This window comes from Bacillus safensis FO-36b (genome assembly GCF_000691165.1).
GTDB lineage: Bacteria > Bacillota > Bacilli > Bacillales > Bacillaceae > Bacillus > Bacillus safensis.
Window position 1 is genome coordinate 144,934 of sequence record NZ_ASJD01000006.1, and the last position, 16,824, is coordinate 161,757.

Here is a 16,824-nt window from a genome sequence, read left to right on the forward strand (position 1 = left end):
TCACCCCTCTTCTTTTGATTTTCTAAGTATGTTTCTTAATCCAATGTTGAGATCGTTCAAGCGTTTAGCATCCACTTGATTTTTGAAGCCATTTCCAGTGACATCACGCTCAAGATCAGCTCTAGCTTTTTGTGCGTCAAACATTTGTGACGGCTTAACTTTTTTGGCATTTTGCGCATACCGATGAAACATTGCATTTATAGTCATTCGATCTATTTCATCAATCTCACGCAATTTAGCCGCCTTGAGTTTGCGTTTATACTCGTTTGGAGTCCATGACATGATGAGATCGTTGTCATAGACACCCATCCAACGAGCTGCGTCTTCAATTACTTGGAGGTAGTCGATCCCGTCAACTCTTTGCGGGCTTGTTTCAGCATTTCCAAGTATTCCTTGCCGGTCTCTTGTTCCTCGATCCGCTTCGCTGCCATTTCTGGTGTCTCGTTCGGAGCAACTTTCTTCGGTTTGTTCATCTTCTCGAGTAGCGTCCAGTTCTGACGGATCTTTCCTTTGAAAAAACCAGCGTTTTCAAGTGTTTGGAAAGCTTCTTTAACCAAGCGATCCACCGCGTCACCTTTTGTATCTTCTTCAATGATTTTCATAATTGCATCTTCGATTTGCTCTGGAGACGGTTTACTCCCTTTAAGATGAGAAAGAGCGCAATCCCAAAAAGCAGATAACATAAAAGCATCTTCATTGAGTAAACCCATGTAAATGTTAAGCGTACCGCCTGCTTTGTCTTCCTCTTTCGTTGTGTATTTTTCGTTTGCTGTACGGTCAAATGCAAAGTCACATCTTGCTGTATATTCTTTTGATCCAATTGTTAAAGTAGCCATTTATAAAAACCCCCGATTTGTTTTTTGTAATAGAAAAGAGCCTCCAGATAATAGAGGCCCTTCAAGTGTTATTGTCCTGTGGAAGCTGGTGCCGTCTGTGTAACGATTTCACTCATTGGAGACTCGCCAGCTTCATTCACTGCTGTCACATTAATAGTTAGTTTGGTATCAGGATTCATCCCTGTTGCGACATAACTTGTGTCAGTGACGTTTTTATCAAGACGCTTATCAGCGCCTCTATACACGTTATATGAAGTCGCCCCTTCTACCGCATCCCACTTTACTGAAATACTGTCAGACGTGGCGGTAAACGATAGATTTTGGGGCTGCTTAGGGTGTCTCAACTTTCTTATTTAGCTCTCCGAACTGCTTGAAGCTGTCAGCTCCAGCAGTAGAACGAATTTGAGCAATGAAAGCAGGATCAAAAGCCGGTAATTCGCCTTTAAATGTTTTCCCAAGAACAGGAAGAGTGGTTGAAACCTCAATAAATCCATCCTGTGGCGCGCTTTTCTCAAGGTTTTCAATAATTGCATGACCATATTCTGAATCATGCTTTCCGTTTTTGTTTAGGTTTAAATTTACTTTCCATACCTGGATAGCTTCTTCGTTATCAAAAGCATCTTCAATGGCTTTTTGCCCTGGATCATCATCCGCAGCATAGAAAGATAATTCAATAGATTCACTTTTTGTGCCGTATCCAACAATACGACCTGACTTTGTACTTTCATCCAGAGTGTCTTGTTCTTTCGTGTGAGATCCCTCAGTTTGAAAAGCAATAAATTGACCTTTTGTATCTGTCGAATCCATCGCTTGAACAATGTAAATTTCATCTTTACCATTCAATAGGTTTACCACTAAAACCATCCTCTCAATTGTTTATCGTGTATCTCATTCGCAAGATACCGTGTTTTGTATATCCGTCTATGTCTGTGATCACCTGCATCCCTCTCAGCTCAGAACGGCATAAAGAAAAGCCCTCTATTTCTAGGGGCCTTTTGGTCAATGCTTGCAACATAAGGTCTATAACCTGCTGTGCTTCTTTTTTTCCGTTGTAATCTGACCAGCAGTGTAAAACCACGTTTACAACTTCGCCAGCAGATGTTTTTGTCTCAAATAAGGCAACATCGTCATCACCCATTGAGACATAAGGCTTTTTAATATCTTTGGAAACCGCATCAAAAACGCCTGTGACTCGTTCGTTTAGATTCCTGTCCATTGATAGCCTTTCAAATATAGCAGCCTGTAACGGCCACAATGATGAGCGCATTTAAGCAGCTCCTTTCTATTGCATTTCCCTTGCGAAGTGCCTCATGCCTTCTTCGACAGCTGGGTTAAAGAATGGCTGCGCCCTCATACCTCTAGTCATCACCCATCGGCCTAGCTTTTCGTCATAGTAAACCCACGGTGTTTGACGGCCGCCGCCTTCCTCACTATAAATTCCTGTTCCGTATTCCACATATACGGAATAATCGGCACCAACGGTGATGATGGCTTTCAATCCTTCGTCTCGATATTCAACCTCAATCGAGTTTTTAAGGTTTCCGCCATCAATCATTGCTGTTGGTGCGTTAATGACAGCATGACTGTAAATGAGTTCTGCTGTTACTGTGACAATTTGTTTTGCTCGATCTATGACTTTGCGCTCGAATTTCTCAACCGTTTTCGCCATTTGTTTAGCCCATTTGCCGCTTACCTCAGCCATTTAGCACCTCAGCCATTTAGCACCTCTGACACTTGGCATTTGAGACACATAATCTCATTTTCTCCGCCTTGATCAATAGGATCTGATTTCAACGTGAGTATTTTATTTTTGTGTCTAATTCTCATGGTATTGTAAATGTCTTCTCTGTACTCGAAATAGACATTGTGATCAACTGGGTTTTGCAGCTGTTGAGCTTGATAAAACTCTCTTGATGAAACACTCGTGACCCGAGCGGGTATTGTCAGATGGTCCACATACTGTTCAGTGTATCCACCGCCACCGTCCGGCACTTTTTCGAGTTTTTGAAACGTGATTTCATGTGGGAACTCTTCAAATACATAACTCACCAATAAGCCCTCCTATACGGGTACAGGTACTTAGTGACCGTTTCGGGAAAATCAGTGTCATAAGAGTACGACACATCACCCATACTTCGACTTGCCAAACCTGCTGGCTTTAAGTTGTACTCAGCGGCTTTCGCAACAAAGAATTTTACACCCGCCGGCAGGTCATCTGCATCAAACTTGTTCTTACAAAAATCAGAAGCATATTCAACAAAAATAGGAACAACCTCAGACAAGTAATCATCGTGCTTATCTGTGGTCATTTCTATCATTCTTTTAATCTGTTGGATGTCCATTGGATCACCCTTTCAATTTTTCAAGCAGTGTTTCACGCTTCATGTTGTAATAACCAGCGATTCCTTTATCTTTCGCTTCCTGCTTTAGCTGCTCAACAGTCATTTCTTCATAAGACAGGTCGTCTTGAGCATCTTTTTCAATCTTCGCACGCCTTTTCAATTCTTGTTCCAAGAGCCAAAAGGTTGTTGCTCCCATTTACTCGGTGCCTCCTTCTGCTTCTGTTTTAGTTGCGATTTCCGACATTGCAGATTCGCCGCTCTCATTAACAGAAGTGACATTGATTGTTAACTTAGTATCAGGAGTTAGACCGTCCGTGCTGTATTCAGGCTTGGTTACATTCTTATCAAAACGCTTGTCTGCTCCGCGATAAACATTGTATGAATCCGCCCCAGCTACGGCATCCCAATTGACAGTCACAGATTTACTTGTGCTTGTAAACCGTAGGTTTTGGGGCGCATTAGGGCGTAGGAATAGGCTCTTCCACTGGTAGTGAATCATCAACAATAATAGATTTTTGAAGGTATGTTCCGAAACCTACATCAGCTCTGTTGTTAGGAATGAACTCAATCAAGTTTTGTTTCTGTAAATTTGTATGCGTTACCGAATGCATTGCAATTGAAGTAAATTTCCCTTTAGCATCCCCAAGTAATTGAGCTGCATCAAGAATCACTTCTCCGCTTAATTTAGACTTAGCTGCTGCATCTGGCCCTTCATTGGAAATGATCTTCACAATTCGGACTTTCTTTTTGTCATAAACACGTTCATAGTTCTTTGCGCTCGCCAACTCTTTGAATGTAGGCATTTCTTTAGCAACATCAGCTTCAGTCCATTTGAAACCACGTGGATGCATAATAAACTTCTTACGATTGATCAGAATGTCCTCACCTTTTAGTGAGTTTCGATCTGTTTCCGTTGGTGTTTTAGGCATTCCCGGAGCATAACCAACAGCACCGCCAGCAAATAGGTAAGTTGTGTACTTTTTCCCGTCACCGCTCGAAATGTCTAAGACTAGATCACCATCGTTATTAGTGATGTTGCTACCAAAGACACCATCCAACATAAGGAAGATCATTCTTTGAAACTGTCTATCCCAATAGTAGTTCACACGATCCCCAATTGCTCTCATTGGATCTGATCCTGCAAGCTCTCCCGCTAAATCTTCTGCGCTCCAAGCCTTTCCATACTCAAATACCCGGGCAACGTCTTTACCTGATTTGATTTTCTCTGGAGTTAAAGCAAAATCTGATTGAATAGCTTCTGGATCTCCTTCAAGGTCATTCCAGAAAGGCATATTCACTGTATCTCCGCCATTCGGAACAATTAGGCCCGGTACAGCCTGAATAATTCCACTTCGATATACTGCTGTTTGTTCCACAGTGTTATTCATTGTGTACTGGTTAAAAATTTCTGGGATGATAACATCCTGAACTCTAGTTACTGGCATTTAAATTCTCCTTTATAATCCATAGATTGCAGGATTCCCGCCTGCTTGGATGATTAATTTTTTAGCTTGCTCTGGATCACTGCTTAAAATTTGACCCTGCTCAGTCAGGTTTAAATGTTCCTTACTGAATGGATTTTTCGCAGTTGGCAAATTAGCCGCTGAATTACTTGTTCCATGTGGCTGTCTTCCAGCTAAACCTGGAGGGTTATCATTTTCGGTGTCAAACAAATAGCCGTCACTCTCTTTCAGAGCGGCTAACTGCTCTTCAAGACCAATGACCTTATCGCCAGCCAATTTAAGATCTTCAACGTTTAAATTAGCTTTCACAGACTTAATGTTTCGCGCCTTTGCATCACGTAAAGCACTTTCGAGAGCAAAGTCAAAGGCTTGTTTGTCCAGCTTTTGCTGATATTCCTCAGACACCTTTTTATTTTCTTCCTGCAGCTGCTCAATTGCGTTTTGTAGCTCTTCATTTCCTTTTGCTTGCTTTTGCAGTGTGCTTAACTGCTGATCCCGCTCGTCAAGCTGGCTTTTTAATTCCTTCTTTTCATTGTTAACAGCGTCAAATCGCTCTTTAGGGAACCATTGACCATTGCTTACAATATCAATCTTTTGGTCTCCAGCTTTTTCAATGACTTGAGCATACAGATCATCACCGAGTAATTCTTTTAAACTCATTTCAACCTCTCCTTTGATGTTTTTTTGCGTGTCCACCTCACGCACAGGATTTACGCTTAGTTTGGCTCCAAGCCTTTAGAATGAGCAAAAGAGCCTTTTTATGTCATGCTCAGGACAAAAGAAAAACAATTTCATAATGACTAACTAATCCATTCTATTTTTTGAATTTCTCTGATAGGGAAACTGCAATTACAATCGTTGATGTAACCTTCTTCTGCTGAAAGAGCGTCTTTTTTCATGGCAACCAAAATTTGTTTACTCACATGCTCGCTTAAAACCACTCTCTCGCCACTTTTAAGATGTAATACAGCATGACTGATCTTTTCCATCATCATTTCCCCTTTCTCTCAATTGTTTTGTACCACTCTTCATAGGTTTGGTACGGAATGACCTCACCCGCTCCAGAACCGCCTTTTCTCGCTCTTCTCGTGTCAGGCATTTTGCCATTCACTTTGAAAGAGACTGTGCAGCGGCAATTTATATCATCCTTTGCGTTGTTCATATGACCCGGAGCGGGGCCGACACCGCCATATATAGAAACGAACAAGCCATTTTTAGCGGTCTTCCCATCTAGCTTTCTGTGCCCCAGCCTTGTTTTTAGGTCAAGGGTAGAATTCCAAGTCTTTTCTAAATTGGCGTGCTTAGAAGCCTGTTCAGCGCTTTTCATTCTCCCCAAGACTTGTACCCTATGAGTCTCTGTTCTCGCCACGTCACGAGCTTTTTTTCGAGCAAATTCTGTGCTTCTCTCAATTCGCTTGGCTATTTTGCTATAATCCTCACCAGCTTGAATACCTTGAGCAATGGAAATTTGAATCTGCCGGACATAATCATCACGGTGACGCTTATATAAGGCTGAAAGAGTCAATTCAGCTATCGGGTTTAGAATAGCTTGTTGAATCATTGCCGTTGTCGGCAACGTATAACCCATCTTCACCGCTGCTTCTATCTCGTAGAGATAAGCGGATCGCATGTAATTCTCAAGAAACTGCTTGGCGGCTAATGCTTCGACAATGATGATCACAGTTTTGAATGCTTTGCTTGATTCCTCAGTCATCCGTTCCATTTCTTTTTTGAAGCGGTTGTATTTGTTTAGATCAGCCATAGACAGCTTGCCATCTATACTGTATTTCGCATAAAGGGCCGCGATTTGCTGATTAATCTCTTTTAAACGCTGTGCAAAGACAGCATCAATTTTCTTGGCATCCTCTGCGATCATGTCGTCTAGCAGCTTATCAATCTCGTTTTGGTTCATCTTCATCACCGCCCGCTTCTGGTTCGATCTCAGTTAACGGCGGCATGCTGTTTCTGTATTCGGCTTCCTCTGCCTCGATACGCTTTAATTCTGCTTCCACGTCATCAACCCACGGATGATTCGCAATACGCGTTTCTCGGCTTAAATCTGTGCTCTGATTAGACATTTGAACCTGCTCAAGCTCGTTTGTCATTCGAGAGCGGTTAAATGTCATCTGTAAGAGCGTGGGATCGTATTCTCCTTGTCCTGTCATCTTTAGATATTCAGTGAAGAACCAAAAAAAGGCGCTTAAAGCTGGCCGGAACTTCCGCTCTGCTTCATTCGCCTTTAGATCAAGCAAGGAATATAGATTTTTAATAGCAACATTGGTTGGTGAATTTCCCACTTTGTCGGGATTGTTGTTTACTCCCTGTCCGAAGCGGTAAATATTCTCTTCTAATCGGTCCAGATGTGAATTTGCGCTATCCATCGGGATTTCAGCGCTCTTCATTTCTAGTCCTCCATCACCAGACACTTCCACGGCTTTATAGTGACGTAGATTTGTTGTAAACTCGCTTAAATCTTGCCCTGCGAAGTTTCTCAGGACATAGATTAAGTCTTGCATTTCATCAAACGTATTTGCGTTATTTGAAATGTTGTTATTATATTGATCGATCAAGTCTTTATAGAAGATAAGGTCACTGACACCCTCTTCATTGTTCTTAAACTCGATCAGCGGTACCTTACCCCAGCCATATCCATTGCCTTCTTTGTCGTAGAAATGGCTTTCGGGATTCTTCTCATATTCAAAGTCTTGGATCAAAGACCCGTTATGCTCTACATAGTAGAAAATCTGTTCATCTGTGTACAATTCCACTTTGCGGGTGATCTCATCTTCAATGTTTTTAACATCATAGTAACGGATAGCATAAAGCAGGCTGCGCTTTTTTGTTGAATCATAAATCGGTATGACTTCCTCAGCCGGAATGCGAAGATAATCAAAATTACCTTCTTCATCAACAAATGGATGGAGCCACTCTTTACCCTTGTTACTAGCATTCTTGAGCAGTTCTTGCATGCAGTCGTCAAAATCTTCGTCTATAAAGTCGTTCACAACTGCAAGGAACGTTTCATCTTCTGCGTTAAAGGTGATCGGTTTCCCTAAAAGATACTGGACCTTTTGCTGAACAAGCAGCTTATGCCAGTTATGAGAAATTCGATTGTTCGGTTTATCTGTATCAACCATTTTAACGCCATGTTTATAGTAATAGCGAACGCGTTTCTTAATGTCCGCTTGGTTAAGATAATAAGCGACACCTTCGAGCATCTGATCCCGCTCTACAGCGTGTTTATCAATCAGCTTTTGAAGAATGGTTGTATCGGGTAGCTTGTCGGATGTTTCTGCGCTGTCTTTGATGATTTTTATCAGCTCTTCTGTATGTGTTGGCGATGTTGGGTACATGGTCATTCCTCCTCTCTATACCATTGTTCAAACATGTAATCCATTAGCGTATGTGTCATATTCAATGCTTCTTGATAAGTGGCACCTCGATAAACCAATACGTACTGATCTTGGTCAACCTCAGAAACAGCAATCATTTTGTGTATCTTTCCGCTTTTTGCATCAGCAAGCATTTTTTCTAATGATTCCACTATGTTTTTCTGATCTTCATTAAGCTGCACACGATTCTTTTTGCGCCAATCATTTGGTTTTTCAGTTTCAAAGCTGATCTTTTTCACGTTAATACCCTCACCCCCGATTGTTGCATATCGCGCTCAAACGCGTATCTAGTCGCATCAATAGAGTGATTTTCTTTATCCTCAAGGCGTGGTTTCGGGTTGCCGTCTTTATCTGTTTGATAATCAATATTCTCAAATTCACGGGCTAGATTTGGTGTTCTTAATGGATCAATGACTATTTCATCTAAATCACCAAGCCATTCCTCACCATATTGAACCGAGTCAGGGCCTTTCTTTGCTCCTGAAACCCTTCTAATGCCGTGTTCCTTTTTCAACTCGTCTATACTTTTTGGCTCAGCGCTATCGGCTGTAATCTCATTGCTTTCATAGCCTTTTGATTTAATCCACTTCGCTAGTTCTCTATTAGACACTTTGTGGTCATATAATTCATCCAGCGCATATATTTTGCTTCGCTTCTTGTCATAATGCCATCTGACGAAAGAAAGCGGATCTGGACCATATCCAAAGTCAACGCCTTGACGTATATTGTCAAAGGAGCGGAGCATATCATCAGTTATGCTGCCTTTCTTGATTTGAAGGTTATCAAATGGAACAACACCAGTTCCGATCGCTTCCCCAAGATATTCCCATCTATATTTCTTATAATTTTTGGCTTTTGTTTCCTCAGCCTCATTGATAAACGCTTTTGATAGATGAGGGTTGTCTAAATAAGTGGAATGATGAATATACGTGTTTTCGGCAGGGAAAGACGTTTCATACTTCTTGTTAACCCAATTTTGCTTACGTTTTGGCGGGTTATAAGTGTAATAGAACGTATAATCAAACTTCCCTGCCCGTTTACGTGGGTTTTCTGGCTTTGTTTTGTGTGTTAGTTCTTCACGTAACACCGAGTTCATGATGGTGCTTACTTCTTCATCTGACTTAAATTCTGCAAGCTCTTCAATCCACATAACACCTATTGGAAAATCAGCGTCTTTGATTGATTTGAGCTTTTCAGGATCGTCAGCACCTGCAAAATATATCTTGTTCCCTCTCGGCTTGTATGTGATTTCTAACCTAGAAGGAACAAACTTGAATAAGTGAGAGACACCCAGCGTTATCGTTGCTTGCTTTATCTGTGCGTAAGCTGATTTAAGAAGCGTATTCTGTACTTTACGCAACACGAGAGCGGAAACAGGATATTCGATAATATCTGTTACCACACCAAGTCCCGCTGAAAACGATTTACCAGAGGCACGGCCACCCTTCATAACATAATGAAGGTGCTCTTTTGCTCTTCTGTATCTCCAAAACTCACGAAATGCCGGTGCCAGCACTTCCGATACTTTAATCATCGTCATCACCTATATCATCAACAATGTAAACTGGTGCAACGTCACCTAATTCCATTTTCTCGACTTCGGCTTTTGTTTTATCAATGTTCAAGCGCATCTGCTCCAGTTTAAGCCGTCTTTCGTCTGTCTCATGGGCTATGTTGTCAAACTGCTTTATTAAGCCCCTAAGCTCAGACATTGCCCTAGATTGAGCGTTTAGGAATGTGGCATGACGATCCCAAGCAAACTGGAATTCGTATTCTTCTTCTTCAATATCAGCTGAATCTGAAACAACTGACTTTTTCTTTTTCAGTTCTTTGATCATTTCATCCTTATTCTCGACAAACATGATCTTCTGTGCCCGCACAATAGCGGTGAACTGAATTTGTATTTGCTCCCACAGCAGGTCAACAGGTGAAAACTCTTGTATGTCCTGCATGATCTCAAACGCTTCTGCCGGCATGTGCTTTGAGTAAAAGCCATGCGTCTTTGCGTTTTGGTTTCGTATTGGTGCTGCTCCCCCGCTGTTACCTAACGCATTAACGTTACCGGGTTGACCACCCTTTTTTGTGTGCACACTTTTTCTTTTGGGTGCACCCTTTTTTCTTTCCCAACCATGCCGCTTTTTCCATGACTTTATGGTGTTGATCGACACCCCGTATTTCTCGGCAAGGTCCTTGTATTTCATACCTTTGACGTAATCTTTCTCCGCCTGAATGTGCTTGGATTCCATTTACATTCACCTGCCGCCTCCTTCTGATTCGTGTTTGTTTCGGGATTTTATTTCTTCACTTGGTTCTTGATGAGGTTGTTGTACTCTTCAAACCACTCAAGGGGAATTTCTGATCTTGCTGATATTCTTCGTTCAATAGCTGCTGCAATATCTTCTGTTCTACGTTCATCATGAAGCCACTTAGGAATAACACCTAAAGGCGGTTCCGTTGTCATGTCATTCACTCCTTTGATTTATTCGCTCTAAACTGCCGCCGCACTCTACCTTTAAGCCGATACTTTTTATAGAGATTCTTCACCGGAAGCAGTTTACAGGGAACAAAAAAAGCACCCCGCAGGATGCTATTTCAATAGTTCTATTAATTTATCTCTTTTTTCTCTGTCAAGCATATGGTTAGTTTGAAGCCATGCTTGCATTAATACATACATGCCGTCAGGTGTTAAACCGATTTTCTTTTCGTCACCTTGTTTGTTCAAAATATCTACTTTTCCGTTATCTTGAACCGAAAACAAAGGTGATTCTGCTTTATTATAAGTACTCAAATGGTTTTTGTTCCACATAATAATATCGCCTCCTGCCTTTTTATCGACAGAAAGTGAAAATATATTAATTTGTGGTGACGCGGGAAAATTGTGCCTCCCCGTCCTGCCTTCCATTTTACACTACGGATTTTTCGTCTTTCAACAAGTGCACAAAGTGGCAATATTGGCATAATTGGTCGATGATATTATCTTTCATCTGACGGACCTTTTCACGAGACAGCCCCAAGTGAAGTCCAATGGCTCGATAGCTCATCCCTTCCATCATGCAGTCATAAACCACTCTGTTTTTCTCTCCTTCGATTTTGCTTGCTGCTGCCTCTATCGCATATACACGTTCTTCAAACTTACGAAGTCTCTTAAACAATCTTTCTTCCCTCATATCCATGTCACGTAATTCAGCTTGGCTTTTCCCTTTGCTCCCCTTTGGAAGAGTTGCCTCGATACCGTATTGCGCCACACCCCAACTTCGCATAGGTATGTCAGTGCCGTATAAAACACGCTGGAGCCGTTGAACCTCTTTCGCCATCCAGTGATAATTGTGAATGAGTCCTTCAATCTCTTTTTTGTTCATGGTTCATGCTCCCTTCGATCGTATTAAATCTAGTTGAATAGCAATCTTTTTCTTTGCTCTATCTACAGTTTTTTGAACCGTTCCTTTACTAACTCCCATGAGACTTGCAATCTTATCTAATGAATTGCCGTCAGCAACATGTGAGAGATACATTTCCTTTTGCTTTTGTGTAAGGGTGGATAAGGCGTACTCGATCAGCCTTTTATCTTCATCACTTAATTTTCGTGGTGGCTCTTTCACGAAGTTGTATTCATTTGCTAAAGCCTCAAGCACTTCTGGTGAAGCAAATACAGTGCGTTGATATACGGATCTTCGGTCAATCGCTCGTTTTGCTTCCGGCTGCCTACCAGTGGATAACCATTTCACCACGTACTCAAGGTCATTTATCATGGCACTGAAAATCTTGCGGCTTGGATCTGTTTCGTCCAGCTGCTCATATCTTCTTTTTGTATCTTTTAACGCTCGTTTATACTCAAGAATCAACTTGTTCATCGTTTCCTCCTATTTACGCTTATAAGCCCCACCTTTGGCTCTTTTCAGCCTTTGCATGTTTTGCACCATGAGTTCACGTATCTCTCTTTCTGTAAGCTCCTGCGGTCGTTTTTTTGGCTTTTCCTTCTTCATGGCCGCTCCTTTCCGACAAATAAAAAACGGACACCAACCAGCACCCTTAAAAGGTGTTGATCAGTGTCCGCAGGCTCTCCGTCTTGGACTTATTTAGTTACTCTTTCAAAATCTCGTTCAAAATCATCAGCAAAGCAGGTATCCGTGTTTCCGTTTTCCCATACAATAAATTTTCCCGGTTGAGTAACTAACAATTCTTTCTCTTTTACGATGTGCAATATACCGCCTCTAAATCTTACTTCCAATACATCGGGACGAAGGTCTAAAAATTCTATGATGTCTTCATGGTTTTTCCCGGTCCATTGAATCGCTTCAACCTCAATGACAACTGGTCTTTTTCTATACTTCATTCTAGGACCTCCGCTTGGACTTATTAAATTGTATCTATGAAAATATGTTCCCAATCATCGTCGCCTTCGGAATAATTCTCCATGATATACAAATAGCACTTTGATTTATCATCTGATTCAAAAAGTATTGCAGTGGACCTGTCGTCATATACTCTATATTTCATTCCGCTACCTCCACCATTTTTCTTCCTCGTTATTTCCCGATGCCAGTTCCTCTGTTTTACCAAGTAGCTTTTCACATTCTCTGCAATAGGCTTTTGTGCCTCCGTGGTGTCTCAGGCCGTCATACATAGAGCCTTGTTCTATTTCTAAATCACCTACTGAATTGTAGTAGATGTGAGCTGTTCCAGTTACTCTCTCTTTCGTGAAAAATCCATCAGCGCTCTTGCAATGAGGACATACGATTTTAACTGGAAGTACATCTATTTCTACCTCATCACCGAAAACATTGTCATCCAATAAGAGAGACCATGTATCTTCGTGATGGCGTTCGCCTCTTTCTAAAATATCTTCTTTTGTTTCAGCAGCTGTTTGGAGCAGAAATCCGCTCTCATTGATTATTTTCGTATCGTCAGGCAGGTTTGATAGTTTGATTGTCATTCCGCTACCTCCAATTTCACACTATGCCTTCAAGCAATTTCAAAATGTCTTCGATGTCCTTTTTTTCAACATAATGATGTTTTGCCCTTACGCATATTAATTTGATTTCCTGCATTACTTTCACACACTCGTATAAGCCTCTTAACTCCCTATCGCTATTCAGACCTTTTTCAGCCAGTTTAATAAGGAACGACATATCTGATACCTCTATATCGTAATAGGGTAAAGTCTCACCCTGAGACAGTGCCATATCAACACAATCTAAGTAAGACTCTTTTATTTTTTCTAACTCTTTTTTCTCATCCATTCCGCCACCGCCTATCGGATATTAAATTTAACGGACTCAAAGGTCCCGATGTAGTTTCGTTTCTTGGAATCGGTGTAGCAGTCAATCTGGATAACATATGTTCCTTTGCCGGTACGCTTGCGAATTTCACTCACGCTAAACGACTTTAGAGGCGTGGCCGCTTTGAAGCTGCCCCTTTGTACAAGGTTCGTATCAGTTAGGCCGCCACCGCTTCGCTTTTTATATACTCCAGCGGTGTAATAAAGCGTGCTCGATCCCTTCTTTTCCGCTCTCCAATCGACCGTTTTTGCTCCTGCATAGTAATTGGTGTCATCCGTAAAGACTCTCGCTTGATGCCCGAATCCCTCCGTTTGCCAGTTTGACCAAGCAGCTTGAGCAGACGGCGCATAAAGCACCGCCGCAATAATAATAGTTAGTGTGATTAGTAGTTTTTTCATAATTAATCCCCCTTAGTAATCCCGTACCGATTTTTCAGTTCATTAACTTCACATGTAATCTTTTGGAGTAAACGTTTTTCCTCTGTTATCTCTTTATCAGTTGCATTCGGTCTAGTGATGTAATGCTGCAATGAATGTTTGATGATCTGTAATTCTTTGTATTCCTTCCTCATATCAAACTCCCGTCAATGATCAGTACCATTTCTTCTTCATTTGTTAAATGCTCAAGCACTTCTTTGACCGGGATCACATTGTTGTCCTCTCCATTTACTCGGCTGTATATGATTGTTGCATATGCTTCTGTAACTTCGGTTATTTCTTCTGACAATCCCCCATCATCATCAGCGACAACATCAGTATAGATTGTCATAGCATTTTCATCGTTTTTCGCTTTGATCAGTGCGTAATACGGCTCGTTCACCTCATAAAACTTCATTTCTTCTTTTTTGCTTTTAACCTGTTCCTCCAGCAACTGAATGGCCGTTTCTAAATATGTTGTAAAATCAATTGCTTCTTGCTGAGCGTGTTCCAACCATCCTTTTAAGTCGTAGGAAGATGTTTCAACCTCAACCCCATACTTTTGCAGGCCTTTTTCCTGCTGTTGGTGTAGCTTTGTAATTACAGATGAGATAATCGGGTTATTTTCGTTCATCGTGCTTCCTCCTTTAGTGTTTCCATATCAACGTTTAAGACCTGTAGCATCCAAAGAAGAGTAGCCATGCCTGCAACAGCTTCTTTATCCGCTCCATCCGATTTCACGCCTCTTTCTCCAAAGTCGTTCATTCGTTCAATGATTTGCCGCTGTTGCTTTTTATTGAGCTTCATCGGTATTCCCCTTCCAGTGAGGGTAATCCTCAAAATCCCCTATATGCTCATCATGTGATGCCGCATACTCTTTCTTTGTCATGTCCCAGCAGTCTTTACACATGCTTGAGCCGATGTCACCCATAAAAGGAGAAGGACGCACTTTGTTTGAAAGTTCATCGCAGTAATCACACAAGCCGCCATTATGAAAATCAAGCTCGATCTTTGCCAGTTGCTCATCGCTTATTTCAACTTGTCCGATTGGTTCTTGATAGAAAGTGTGTGTTTCTACTAATTCAGGAACCCCGCTAAACGCTTTATGCTGACTCTTTTCGCCTTGTCCAAGATCAATAACGAGTCTGTCGTCAATCAAATATAGTGAGTAGTTCATAATCTAGTAACCCTCCTGCTGCCGCTTATGATTGACGGCGTTTTTGTTCATGTACGCATCTTCTATTTGTTCAGGTGTGAAGCCGAAGCCAACGATTCCAATTGCAATAAACAGCCACCATGCTAAACGAAAATTTGATTCTTTTGTGTATTCGTCACTAAACATTCGAGAGTTCAGTAAATGCCACTGCATTTTTAAAAATGCTTCTGAAAGCCCACCTTCAAAGCCTTCCCTTTGGAAATCTTCAATGGATTCTTTTAATAAATACAGATGCCAACCCTTTTTAATCGCAATTGATAAGAAGAAGTGAATGCAGTCCGCGTATTCTTCTAGCAAGGGATCAACTTCACGGTATATAGTCACGCTTCCAGCTTCGCAAATAGGACACTCATCATAATTGGGTTCAAACAAATTTTTAAAATCTTCTATGGTCGGAAATTCACCGCAATCATCACTTTCGCATCTAAAGTGAGTAGCATTTTCTGGTGTTGCACCTGCAGTGGTGAATACTTTTCTTTTGGGTTCTTTCTTATTACTCCAATGCTTAAACCAGCGGCCTTCATTCGCAAATTCGCCTAGTTCGGTGATAAGTGCTACATATGTGTTAGGCAGCAGGTCTTGACCTTCCAGCCCTTTTTCTCGGATGATGCGGTTGTCTAACTCCGCCTGCATCTTAAACATTTTTTCGAGATTCATTTTAGTTGGCCCCTTTTCAATTTAATTTAATGAGAATGATGGAACTGCTCGAAATTCAATGTTTTTACGTTGTCTGGACCAACCGTTTATAAATGGTTTTGAATCTCTGTAAGATATCTCCCACTTCTCCTTGCAAATATCTCTATGAAACTTCCATATCATTACATCTTCATTCAACGAACCTTCAATATCTCTACGTTCCCATAAGTTCCAATCATCCCATGCATCACTTTCCAGCCAACTTTCTAAATCATAATCAGTTTCAAAAACGAAGAAAGGACCGTCATCAATCGAATACAGCAAAAACAAATTATCGTGCATGTTACCTTCCTCCATAGATTCTGATGCTGAACTAGGATCCAATGTTCGAATTACATTTAGGTTTTTTGTGTTTCGCTCATCCGTTTTTTTCAGTTCGTCCTTTATAAATTCAACCGCTTCCCTAAGCGTTTCAAATTCCTTTAACACATGTTCACTCATACCGTTTCCTCCTAAGCCGCTAGGCTGTTATATAAGCTGCAAATTAAGTGCTTTTTTCCGTTCTTCCAATAGTTTTGCTTTGACCTCTTTGACTGGAATAGGTCTGATAGGTCTGCCGAGAAAAGAGACAACAATATCCGTGTATTCAATGCTCACATCTGTATACCCGACTGATTGATACGGCTTGCCCTCAATCCACACAAGTTTTCCAAGTTGTATCTTTTTCAAGATGTGTTCTTTCCCCGTTCTGATTCTTGCTACAATATCCACTGTTTTATACTCAGCAGGATTAAATGTCTCTGGCTGATACAGTATTTTTTCAGATGTATTTTGACATGTGTATACAATTTCAAGCTGGCTATATGTGATTGAAACTTCTTCTATGCCAATGATGATCCAGTTAGTTTGTTTAAACTCCAGCAAGTCGCCTATCTGCAACGGCTGCTTGTACAGGTTATAAGTCTTTTTAATAGACTTAATAATGTGTTTCATTGCATCAACCCAGCAATCGTTATAATCCCCATGAAAAACAGCAACGTGAAGATGACAGGCCCGTTTGACTCACGCTTTGCCATGATGACATTGCCCTCTATGATCAAGTCTGGGCAATAATCAGCAAGCACTGGTACGAAAAATTCCGGCACGCCTATATGTGCAGCTGCATCATCAATCGTCATCGCTTTGTTTTTGCAGGCTTTGACGGCCTGCGATAGTTCAACGTGTTTTGGTAGACTCATAATCTC

At 41.2% G+C, this 16,824-nt stretch carries 34 protein-coding genes; all 34 read right to left on the reverse strand.

Annotated elements, in window-relative coordinates; all coding sequences use genetic code 11:
• The 34 genes from BA81_RS13845 to BA81_RS14000 all read right to left on the reverse strand — a co-directional run bounded on the left by BA81_RS13845 (position 1) and on the right by BA81_RS14000 (position 16,818).
• Complete coding sequence (locus BA81_RS13845; protein WP_034282919.1) at positions 1-309, reverse strand: hypothetical protein; 309 nt, start codon at positions 307-309, stop codon at positions 1-3.
• 20 nt (positions 310-329) lie between these two features.
• The gene (locus tag BA81_RS13850; protein WP_034282921.1) at positions 330-836 is read right to left on the reverse strand and encodes a tail assembly chaperone; all 507 of its coding nucleotides are present in this window, start codon (positions 834-836) and stop codon (positions 330-332) included.
• 68 nt (positions 837-904) lie between these two features.
• On the reverse strand, positions 905-1,180 hold the full coding sequence (locus tag BA81_RS13855) for a fibronectin type III domain-containing protein (protein ID WP_285857146.1): 276 nt from the start codon (positions 1,178-1,180) through the stop codon (positions 905-907).
• Complete coding sequence (locus BA81_RS13860) at positions 1,167-1,691, reverse strand: phage major tail protein, TP901-1 family (protein ID WP_051627357.1); 525 nt, start codon at positions 1,689-1,691, stop codon at positions 1,167-1,169. Before BA81_RS13860 ends, BA81_RS13855 begins: the two co-directional genes overlap by 14 nt.
• 13 nt (positions 1,692-1,704) lie before the next feature.
• A complete protein-coding gene (locus BA81_RS13865) occupies positions 1,705-2,103 on the reverse strand; it encodes a DUF3168 domain-containing protein (RefSeq protein ID WP_034282926.1) in 399 nt (132 codons plus the stop codon).
• Between the two features lie 15 nt (positions 2,104-2,118).
• Positions 2,119-2,538, reverse strand: a complete 420-nt coding sequence (locus tag BA81_RS13870) for an HK97-gp10 family putative phage morphogenesis protein (RefSeq protein WP_034282928.1) — start codon at positions 2,536-2,538, stop codon at positions 2,119-2,121.
• An 8-nt stretch (positions 2,539-2,546) separates the two neighbouring features.
• Positions 2,547-2,888, reverse strand: a complete 342-nt coding sequence (locus BA81_RS13875) for a phage head closure protein (protein WP_034282931.1) — start codon at positions 2,886-2,888, stop codon at positions 2,547-2,549.
• Entirely contained in the window at positions 2,882-3,178 is a 297-nt protein-coding gene (locus BA81_RS13880) for a phage head-tail connector protein (RefSeq protein ID WP_034282933.1), read from the reverse strand. The genes BA81_RS13875 and BA81_RS13880 overlap by 7 nt, the downstream gene beginning before the upstream one ends.
• Positions 3,179-3,182: 4 nt before the next feature.
• Complete coding sequence (locus BA81_RS13885) at positions 3,183-3,374, reverse strand: Rho termination factor N-terminal domain-containing protein (RefSeq protein WP_034282935.1); 192 nt, start codon at positions 3,372-3,374, stop codon at positions 3,183-3,185.
• Positions 3,375-3,677, reverse strand: coding sequence for a fibronectin type III domain-containing protein (locus tag BA81_RS13890; RefSeq protein WP_080701225.1), 303 nt, complete (start codon positions 3,675-3,677; stop codon positions 3,375-3,377).
• The gene (locus BA81_RS13895; protein ID WP_034282940.1) at positions 3,637-4,623 is read right to left on the reverse strand and encodes a hypothetical protein; all 987 of its coding nucleotides are present in this window, start codon (positions 4,621-4,623) and stop codon (positions 3,637-3,639) included. The genes BA81_RS13890 and BA81_RS13895 overlap by 41 nt, the downstream gene beginning before the upstream one ends.
• Positions 4,624-4,635: 12 nt before the next feature.
• The gene (locus tag BA81_RS13900; RefSeq protein WP_034282943.1) at positions 4,636-5,301 is read right to left on the reverse strand and encodes a phage scaffolding protein; all 666 of its coding nucleotides are present in this window, start codon (positions 5,299-5,301) and stop codon (positions 4,636-4,638) included.
• A gap of 140 nt (positions 5,302-5,441) precedes the next feature.
• Positions 5,442-5,630 (reverse strand): hypothetical protein, encoded by a 189-nt coding sequence (locus BA81_RS13905; protein ID WP_034282945.1) that lies wholly within the window; start codon positions 5,628-5,630, stop codon positions 5,442-5,444.
• A gap of 2 nt (positions 5,631-5,632) precedes the next feature.
• Positions 5,633-6,553 (reverse strand): phage minor head protein, encoded by a 921-nt coding sequence (locus BA81_RS13910; RefSeq protein WP_034283039.1) that lies wholly within the window; start codon positions 6,551-6,553, stop codon positions 5,633-5,635.
• On the reverse strand, positions 6,534-7,994 hold the full coding sequence (locus BA81_RS13915) for a phage portal protein (protein WP_034282948.1): 1,461 nt from the start codon (positions 7,992-7,994) through the stop codon (positions 6,534-6,536). Before BA81_RS13915 ends, BA81_RS13910 begins: the two co-directional genes overlap by 20 nt.
• A 2-nt stretch (positions 7,995-7,996) precedes the next feature.
• Positions 7,997-8,272, reverse strand: coding sequence for a hypothetical protein (locus BA81_RS13920; protein WP_024720096.1), 276 nt, complete (start codon positions 8,270-8,272; stop codon positions 7,997-7,999).
• A complete protein-coding gene (locus BA81_RS13925) occupies positions 8,269-9,573 on the reverse strand; it encodes a PBSX family phage terminase large subunit (RefSeq protein ID WP_034282951.1) in 1,305 nt (434 codons plus the stop codon). The genes BA81_RS13920 and BA81_RS13925 overlap by 4 nt, the downstream gene beginning before the upstream one ends.
• Positions 9,560-10,279, reverse strand: coding sequence for a phage terminase small subunit (gene terS, locus BA81_RS13930; protein WP_034282954.1), 720 nt, complete (start codon positions 10,277-10,279; stop codon positions 9,560-9,562). The genes BA81_RS13925 and terS overlap by 14 nt, the downstream gene beginning before the upstream one ends.
• 47 nt (positions 10,280-10,326) lie before the next feature.
• Positions 10,327-10,494 (reverse strand): hypothetical protein, encoded by a 168-nt coding sequence (locus BA81_RS19790; RefSeq protein ID WP_169737555.1) that lies wholly within the window; start codon positions 10,492-10,494, stop codon positions 10,327-10,329.
• Positions 10,495-10,620: 126 nt separating this feature from the next.
• A complete protein-coding gene (locus BA81_RS13935; RefSeq protein ID WP_034282957.1) occupies positions 10,621-10,839 on the reverse strand; it encodes a hypothetical protein in 219 nt (72 codons plus the stop codon).
• Positions 10,840-10,936: 97 nt separating this feature from the next.
• The gene (locus BA81_RS13940) at positions 10,937-11,392 is read right to left on the reverse strand and encodes a hypothetical protein (RefSeq protein ID WP_034282959.1); all 456 of its coding nucleotides are present in this window, start codon (positions 11,390-11,392) and stop codon (positions 10,937-10,939) included.
• A gap of 3 nt (positions 11,393-11,395) precedes the next feature.
• Positions 11,396-11,884, reverse strand: coding sequence for a sigma factor-like helix-turn-helix DNA-binding protein (locus tag BA81_RS13945; protein ID WP_034282961.1), 489 nt, complete (start codon positions 11,882-11,884; stop codon positions 11,396-11,398).
• A 221-nt stretch (positions 11,885-12,105) separates the two neighbouring features.
• On the reverse strand, positions 12,106-12,366 hold the full coding sequence (locus tag BA81_RS13950) for a hypothetical protein (RefSeq protein WP_034282963.1): 261 nt from the start codon (positions 12,364-12,366) through the stop codon (positions 12,106-12,108).
• A 168-nt stretch (positions 12,367-12,534) separates the two neighbouring features.
• Entirely contained in the window at positions 12,535-12,966 is a 432-nt protein-coding gene (locus BA81_RS13955; protein WP_034282964.1) for a hypothetical protein, read from the reverse strand.
• 16 nt (positions 12,967-12,982) lie between these two features.
• Positions 12,983-13,273: a hypothetical protein gene (locus BA81_RS13960; RefSeq protein WP_034282965.1), complete on the reverse strand. Its 291-nt coding sequence runs from the start codon at positions 13,271-13,273 to the stop codon at positions 12,983-12,985.
• 11 nt (positions 13,274-13,284) lie between these two features.
• Positions 13,285-13,710 (reverse strand): hypothetical protein, encoded by a 426-nt coding sequence (locus tag BA81_RS13965; RefSeq protein WP_034282966.1) that lies wholly within the window; start codon positions 13,708-13,710, stop codon positions 13,285-13,287.
• A gap of 2 nt (positions 13,711-13,712) precedes the next feature.
• The gene (locus BA81_RS19590; RefSeq protein ID WP_155267117.1) at positions 13,713-13,883 is read right to left on the reverse strand and encodes a hypothetical protein; all 171 of its coding nucleotides are present in this window, start codon (positions 13,881-13,883) and stop codon (positions 13,713-13,715) included.
• A complete protein-coding gene (locus BA81_RS19955) occupies positions 13,880-14,362 on the reverse strand; it encodes a hypothetical protein (RefSeq protein ID WP_169737556.1) in 483 nt (160 codons plus the stop codon). Before BA81_RS19955 ends, BA81_RS19590 begins: the two co-directional genes overlap by 4 nt.
• Positions 14,359-14,535 (reverse strand): hypothetical protein, encoded by a 177-nt coding sequence (locus BA81_RS19595; RefSeq protein WP_155267118.1) that lies wholly within the window; start codon positions 14,533-14,535, stop codon positions 14,359-14,361. The genes BA81_RS19955 and BA81_RS19595 overlap by 4 nt, the downstream gene beginning before the upstream one ends.
• The gene (locus tag BA81_RS19005) at positions 14,522-14,905 is read right to left on the reverse strand and encodes a hypothetical protein (RefSeq protein WP_051627359.1); all 384 of its coding nucleotides are present in this window, start codon (positions 14,903-14,905) and stop codon (positions 14,522-14,524) included. The genes BA81_RS19595 and BA81_RS19005 overlap by 14 nt, the downstream gene beginning before the upstream one ends.
• Positions 14,906-14,908: 3 nt before the next feature.
• Entirely contained in the window at positions 14,909-15,601 is a 693-nt protein-coding gene (locus tag BA81_RS13985; protein ID WP_034282967.1) for a dUTP diphosphatase, read from the reverse strand.
• A 21-nt stretch (positions 15,602-15,622) separates the two neighbouring features.
• Positions 15,623-16,081, reverse strand: a complete 459-nt coding sequence (locus BA81_RS13990; RefSeq protein WP_034282968.1) for a hypothetical protein — start codon at positions 16,079-16,081, stop codon at positions 15,623-15,625.
• 27 nt (positions 16,082-16,108) lie between these two features.
• The gene (locus tag BA81_RS13995) at positions 16,109-16,573 is read right to left on the reverse strand and encodes a hypothetical protein (protein WP_034282969.1); all 465 of its coding nucleotides are present in this window, start codon (positions 16,571-16,573) and stop codon (positions 16,109-16,111) included.
• Positions 16,570-16,818 (reverse strand): hypothetical protein, encoded by a 249-nt coding sequence (locus BA81_RS14000; protein WP_034282971.1) that lies wholly within the window; start codon positions 16,816-16,818, stop codon positions 16,570-16,572. The genes BA81_RS13995 and BA81_RS14000 overlap by 4 nt, the downstream gene beginning before the upstream one ends.
• Positions 16,819-16,824 lie beyond the last annotated feature (6 nt).

Bases quoted from the DNA above. Each gene is read 5' to 3' on its own strand.
- BA81_RS13900 (WP_034282943.1), bottom strand. From the start codon at position 5,301: ATGAGTTTAAAAGAATTACTCGGTGATGATCTGTATGCTCAAGTCATT.
- BA81_RS13960 (WP_034282965.1), bottom strand. From the start codon at position 13,273: ATGGATGAGAAAAAAGAGTTAGAAAAAATAAAAGAGTCTTACTTAGAT.
- BA81_RS13880 (WP_034282933.1), bottom strand. From the start codon at position 3,178: ATGGACATCCAACAGATTAAAAGAATGATAGAAATGACCACAGATAAG.
- BA81_RS13985 (WP_034282967.1), bottom strand. From the start codon at position 15,601: ATGAATCTCGAAAAAATGTTTAAGATGCAGGCGGAGTTAGACAACCGC.
- BA81_RS19955 (WP_169737556.1), bottom strand. From the start codon at position 14,362: ATGAACGAAAATAACCCGATTATCTCATCTGTAATTACAAAGCTACAC.
- BA81_RS13940 (WP_034282959.1), bottom strand. From the start codon at position 11,392: ATGAACAAAAAAGAGATTGAAGGACTCATTCACAATTATCACTGGATG.
- BA81_RS13950 (WP_034282963.1), bottom strand. From the start codon at position 12,366: ATGAAGTATAGAAAAAGACCAGTTGTCATTGAGGTTGAAGCGATTCAA.
- BA81_RS19005 (WP_051627359.1), bottom strand. From the start codon at position 14,905: ATGAACTACTCACTATATTTGATTGACGACAGACTCGTTATTGATCTT.
- BA81_RS13935 (WP_034282957.1), bottom strand. From the start codon at position 10,839: ATGTGGAACAAAAACCATTTGAGTACTTATAATAAAGCAGAATCACCT.
- BA81_RS13990 (WP_034282968.1), bottom strand. From the start codon at position 16,081: ATGAGTGAACATGTGTTAAAGGAATTTGAAACGCTTAGGGAAGCGGTT.
- BA81_RS13995 (WP_034282969.1), bottom strand. From the start codon at position 16,573: ATGAAACACATTATTAAGTCTATTAAAAAGACTTATAACCTGTACAAG.
- BA81_RS13945 (WP_034282961.1), bottom strand. From the start codon at position 11,884: ATGAACAAGTTGATTCTTGAGTATAAACGAGCGTTAAAAGATACAAAA.
- BA81_RS13885 (WP_034282935.1), bottom strand. From the start codon at position 3,374: ATGGGAGCAACAACCTTTTGGCTCTTGGAACAAGAATTGAAAAGGCGT.
- BA81_RS13865 (WP_034282926.1), bottom strand. From the start codon at position 2,103: ATGCGCTCATCATTGTGGCCGTTACAGGCTGCTATATTTGAAAGGCTA.
- BA81_RS14000 (WP_034282971.1), bottom strand. From the start codon at position 16,818: ATGAGTCTACCAAAACACGTTGAACTATCGCAGGCCGTCAAAGCCTGC.
- BA81_RS13915 (WP_034282948.1), bottom strand. From the start codon at position 7,994: ATGTACCCAACATCGCCAACACATACAGAAGAGCTGATAAAAATCATC.
- BA81_RS13870 (WP_034282928.1), bottom strand. From the start codon at position 2,538: ATGGCTGAGGTAAGCGGCAAATGGGCTAAACAAATGGCGAAAACGGTT.
- BA81_RS19590 (WP_155267117.1), bottom strand. From the start codon at position 13,883: ATGAGGAAGGAATACAAAGAATTACAGATCATCAAACATTCATTGCAG.
- terS (WP_034282954.1), bottom strand. From the start codon at position 10,279: ATGGAATCCAAGCACATTCAGGCGGAGAAAGATTACGTCAAAGGTATG.
- BA81_RS13850 (WP_034282921.1), bottom strand. From the start codon at position 836: ATGGCTACTTTAACAATTGGATCAAAAGAATATACAGCAAGATGTGAC.
- BA81_RS13955 (WP_034282964.1), bottom strand. From the start codon at position 12,966: ATGACAATCAAACTATCAAACCTGCCTGACGATACGAAAATAATCAAT.
- BA81_RS13905 (WP_034282945.1), bottom strand. From the start codon at position 5,630: ATGGAAAAGATCAGTCATGCTGTATTACATCTTAAAAGTGGCGAGAGA.
- BA81_RS13845 (WP_034282919.1), bottom strand. From the start codon at position 309: ATGGGTGTCTATGACAACGATCTCATCATGTCATGGACTCCAAACGAG.
- BA81_RS13910 (WP_034283039.1), bottom strand. From the start codon at position 6,553: ATGAACCAAAACGAGATTGATAAGCTGCTAGACGACATGATCGCAGAG.
- BA81_RS13965 (WP_034282966.1), bottom strand. From the start codon at position 13,710: ATGAAAAAACTACTAATCACACTAACTATTATTATTGCGGCGGTGCTT.
- BA81_RS13890 (WP_080701225.1), bottom strand. From the start codon at position 3,677: ATGATTCACTACCAGTGGAAGAGCCTATTCCTACGCCCTAATGCGCCC.
- BA81_RS19595 (WP_155267118.1), bottom strand. From the start codon at position 14,535: ATGAAGCTCAATAAAAAGCAACAGCGGCAAATCATTGAACGAATGAAC.
- BA81_RS13895 (WP_034282940.1), bottom strand. From the start codon at position 4,623: ATGCCAGTAACTAGAGTTCAGGATGTTATCATCCCAGAAATTTTTAAC.
- BA81_RS13925 (WP_034282951.1), bottom strand. From the start codon at position 9,573: ATGACGATGATTAAAGTATCGGAAGTGCTGGCACCGGCATTTCGTGAG.
- BA81_RS19790 (WP_169737555.1), bottom strand. From the start codon at position 10,494: ATGACAACGGAACCGCCTTTAGGTGTTATTCCTAAGTGGCTTCATGAT.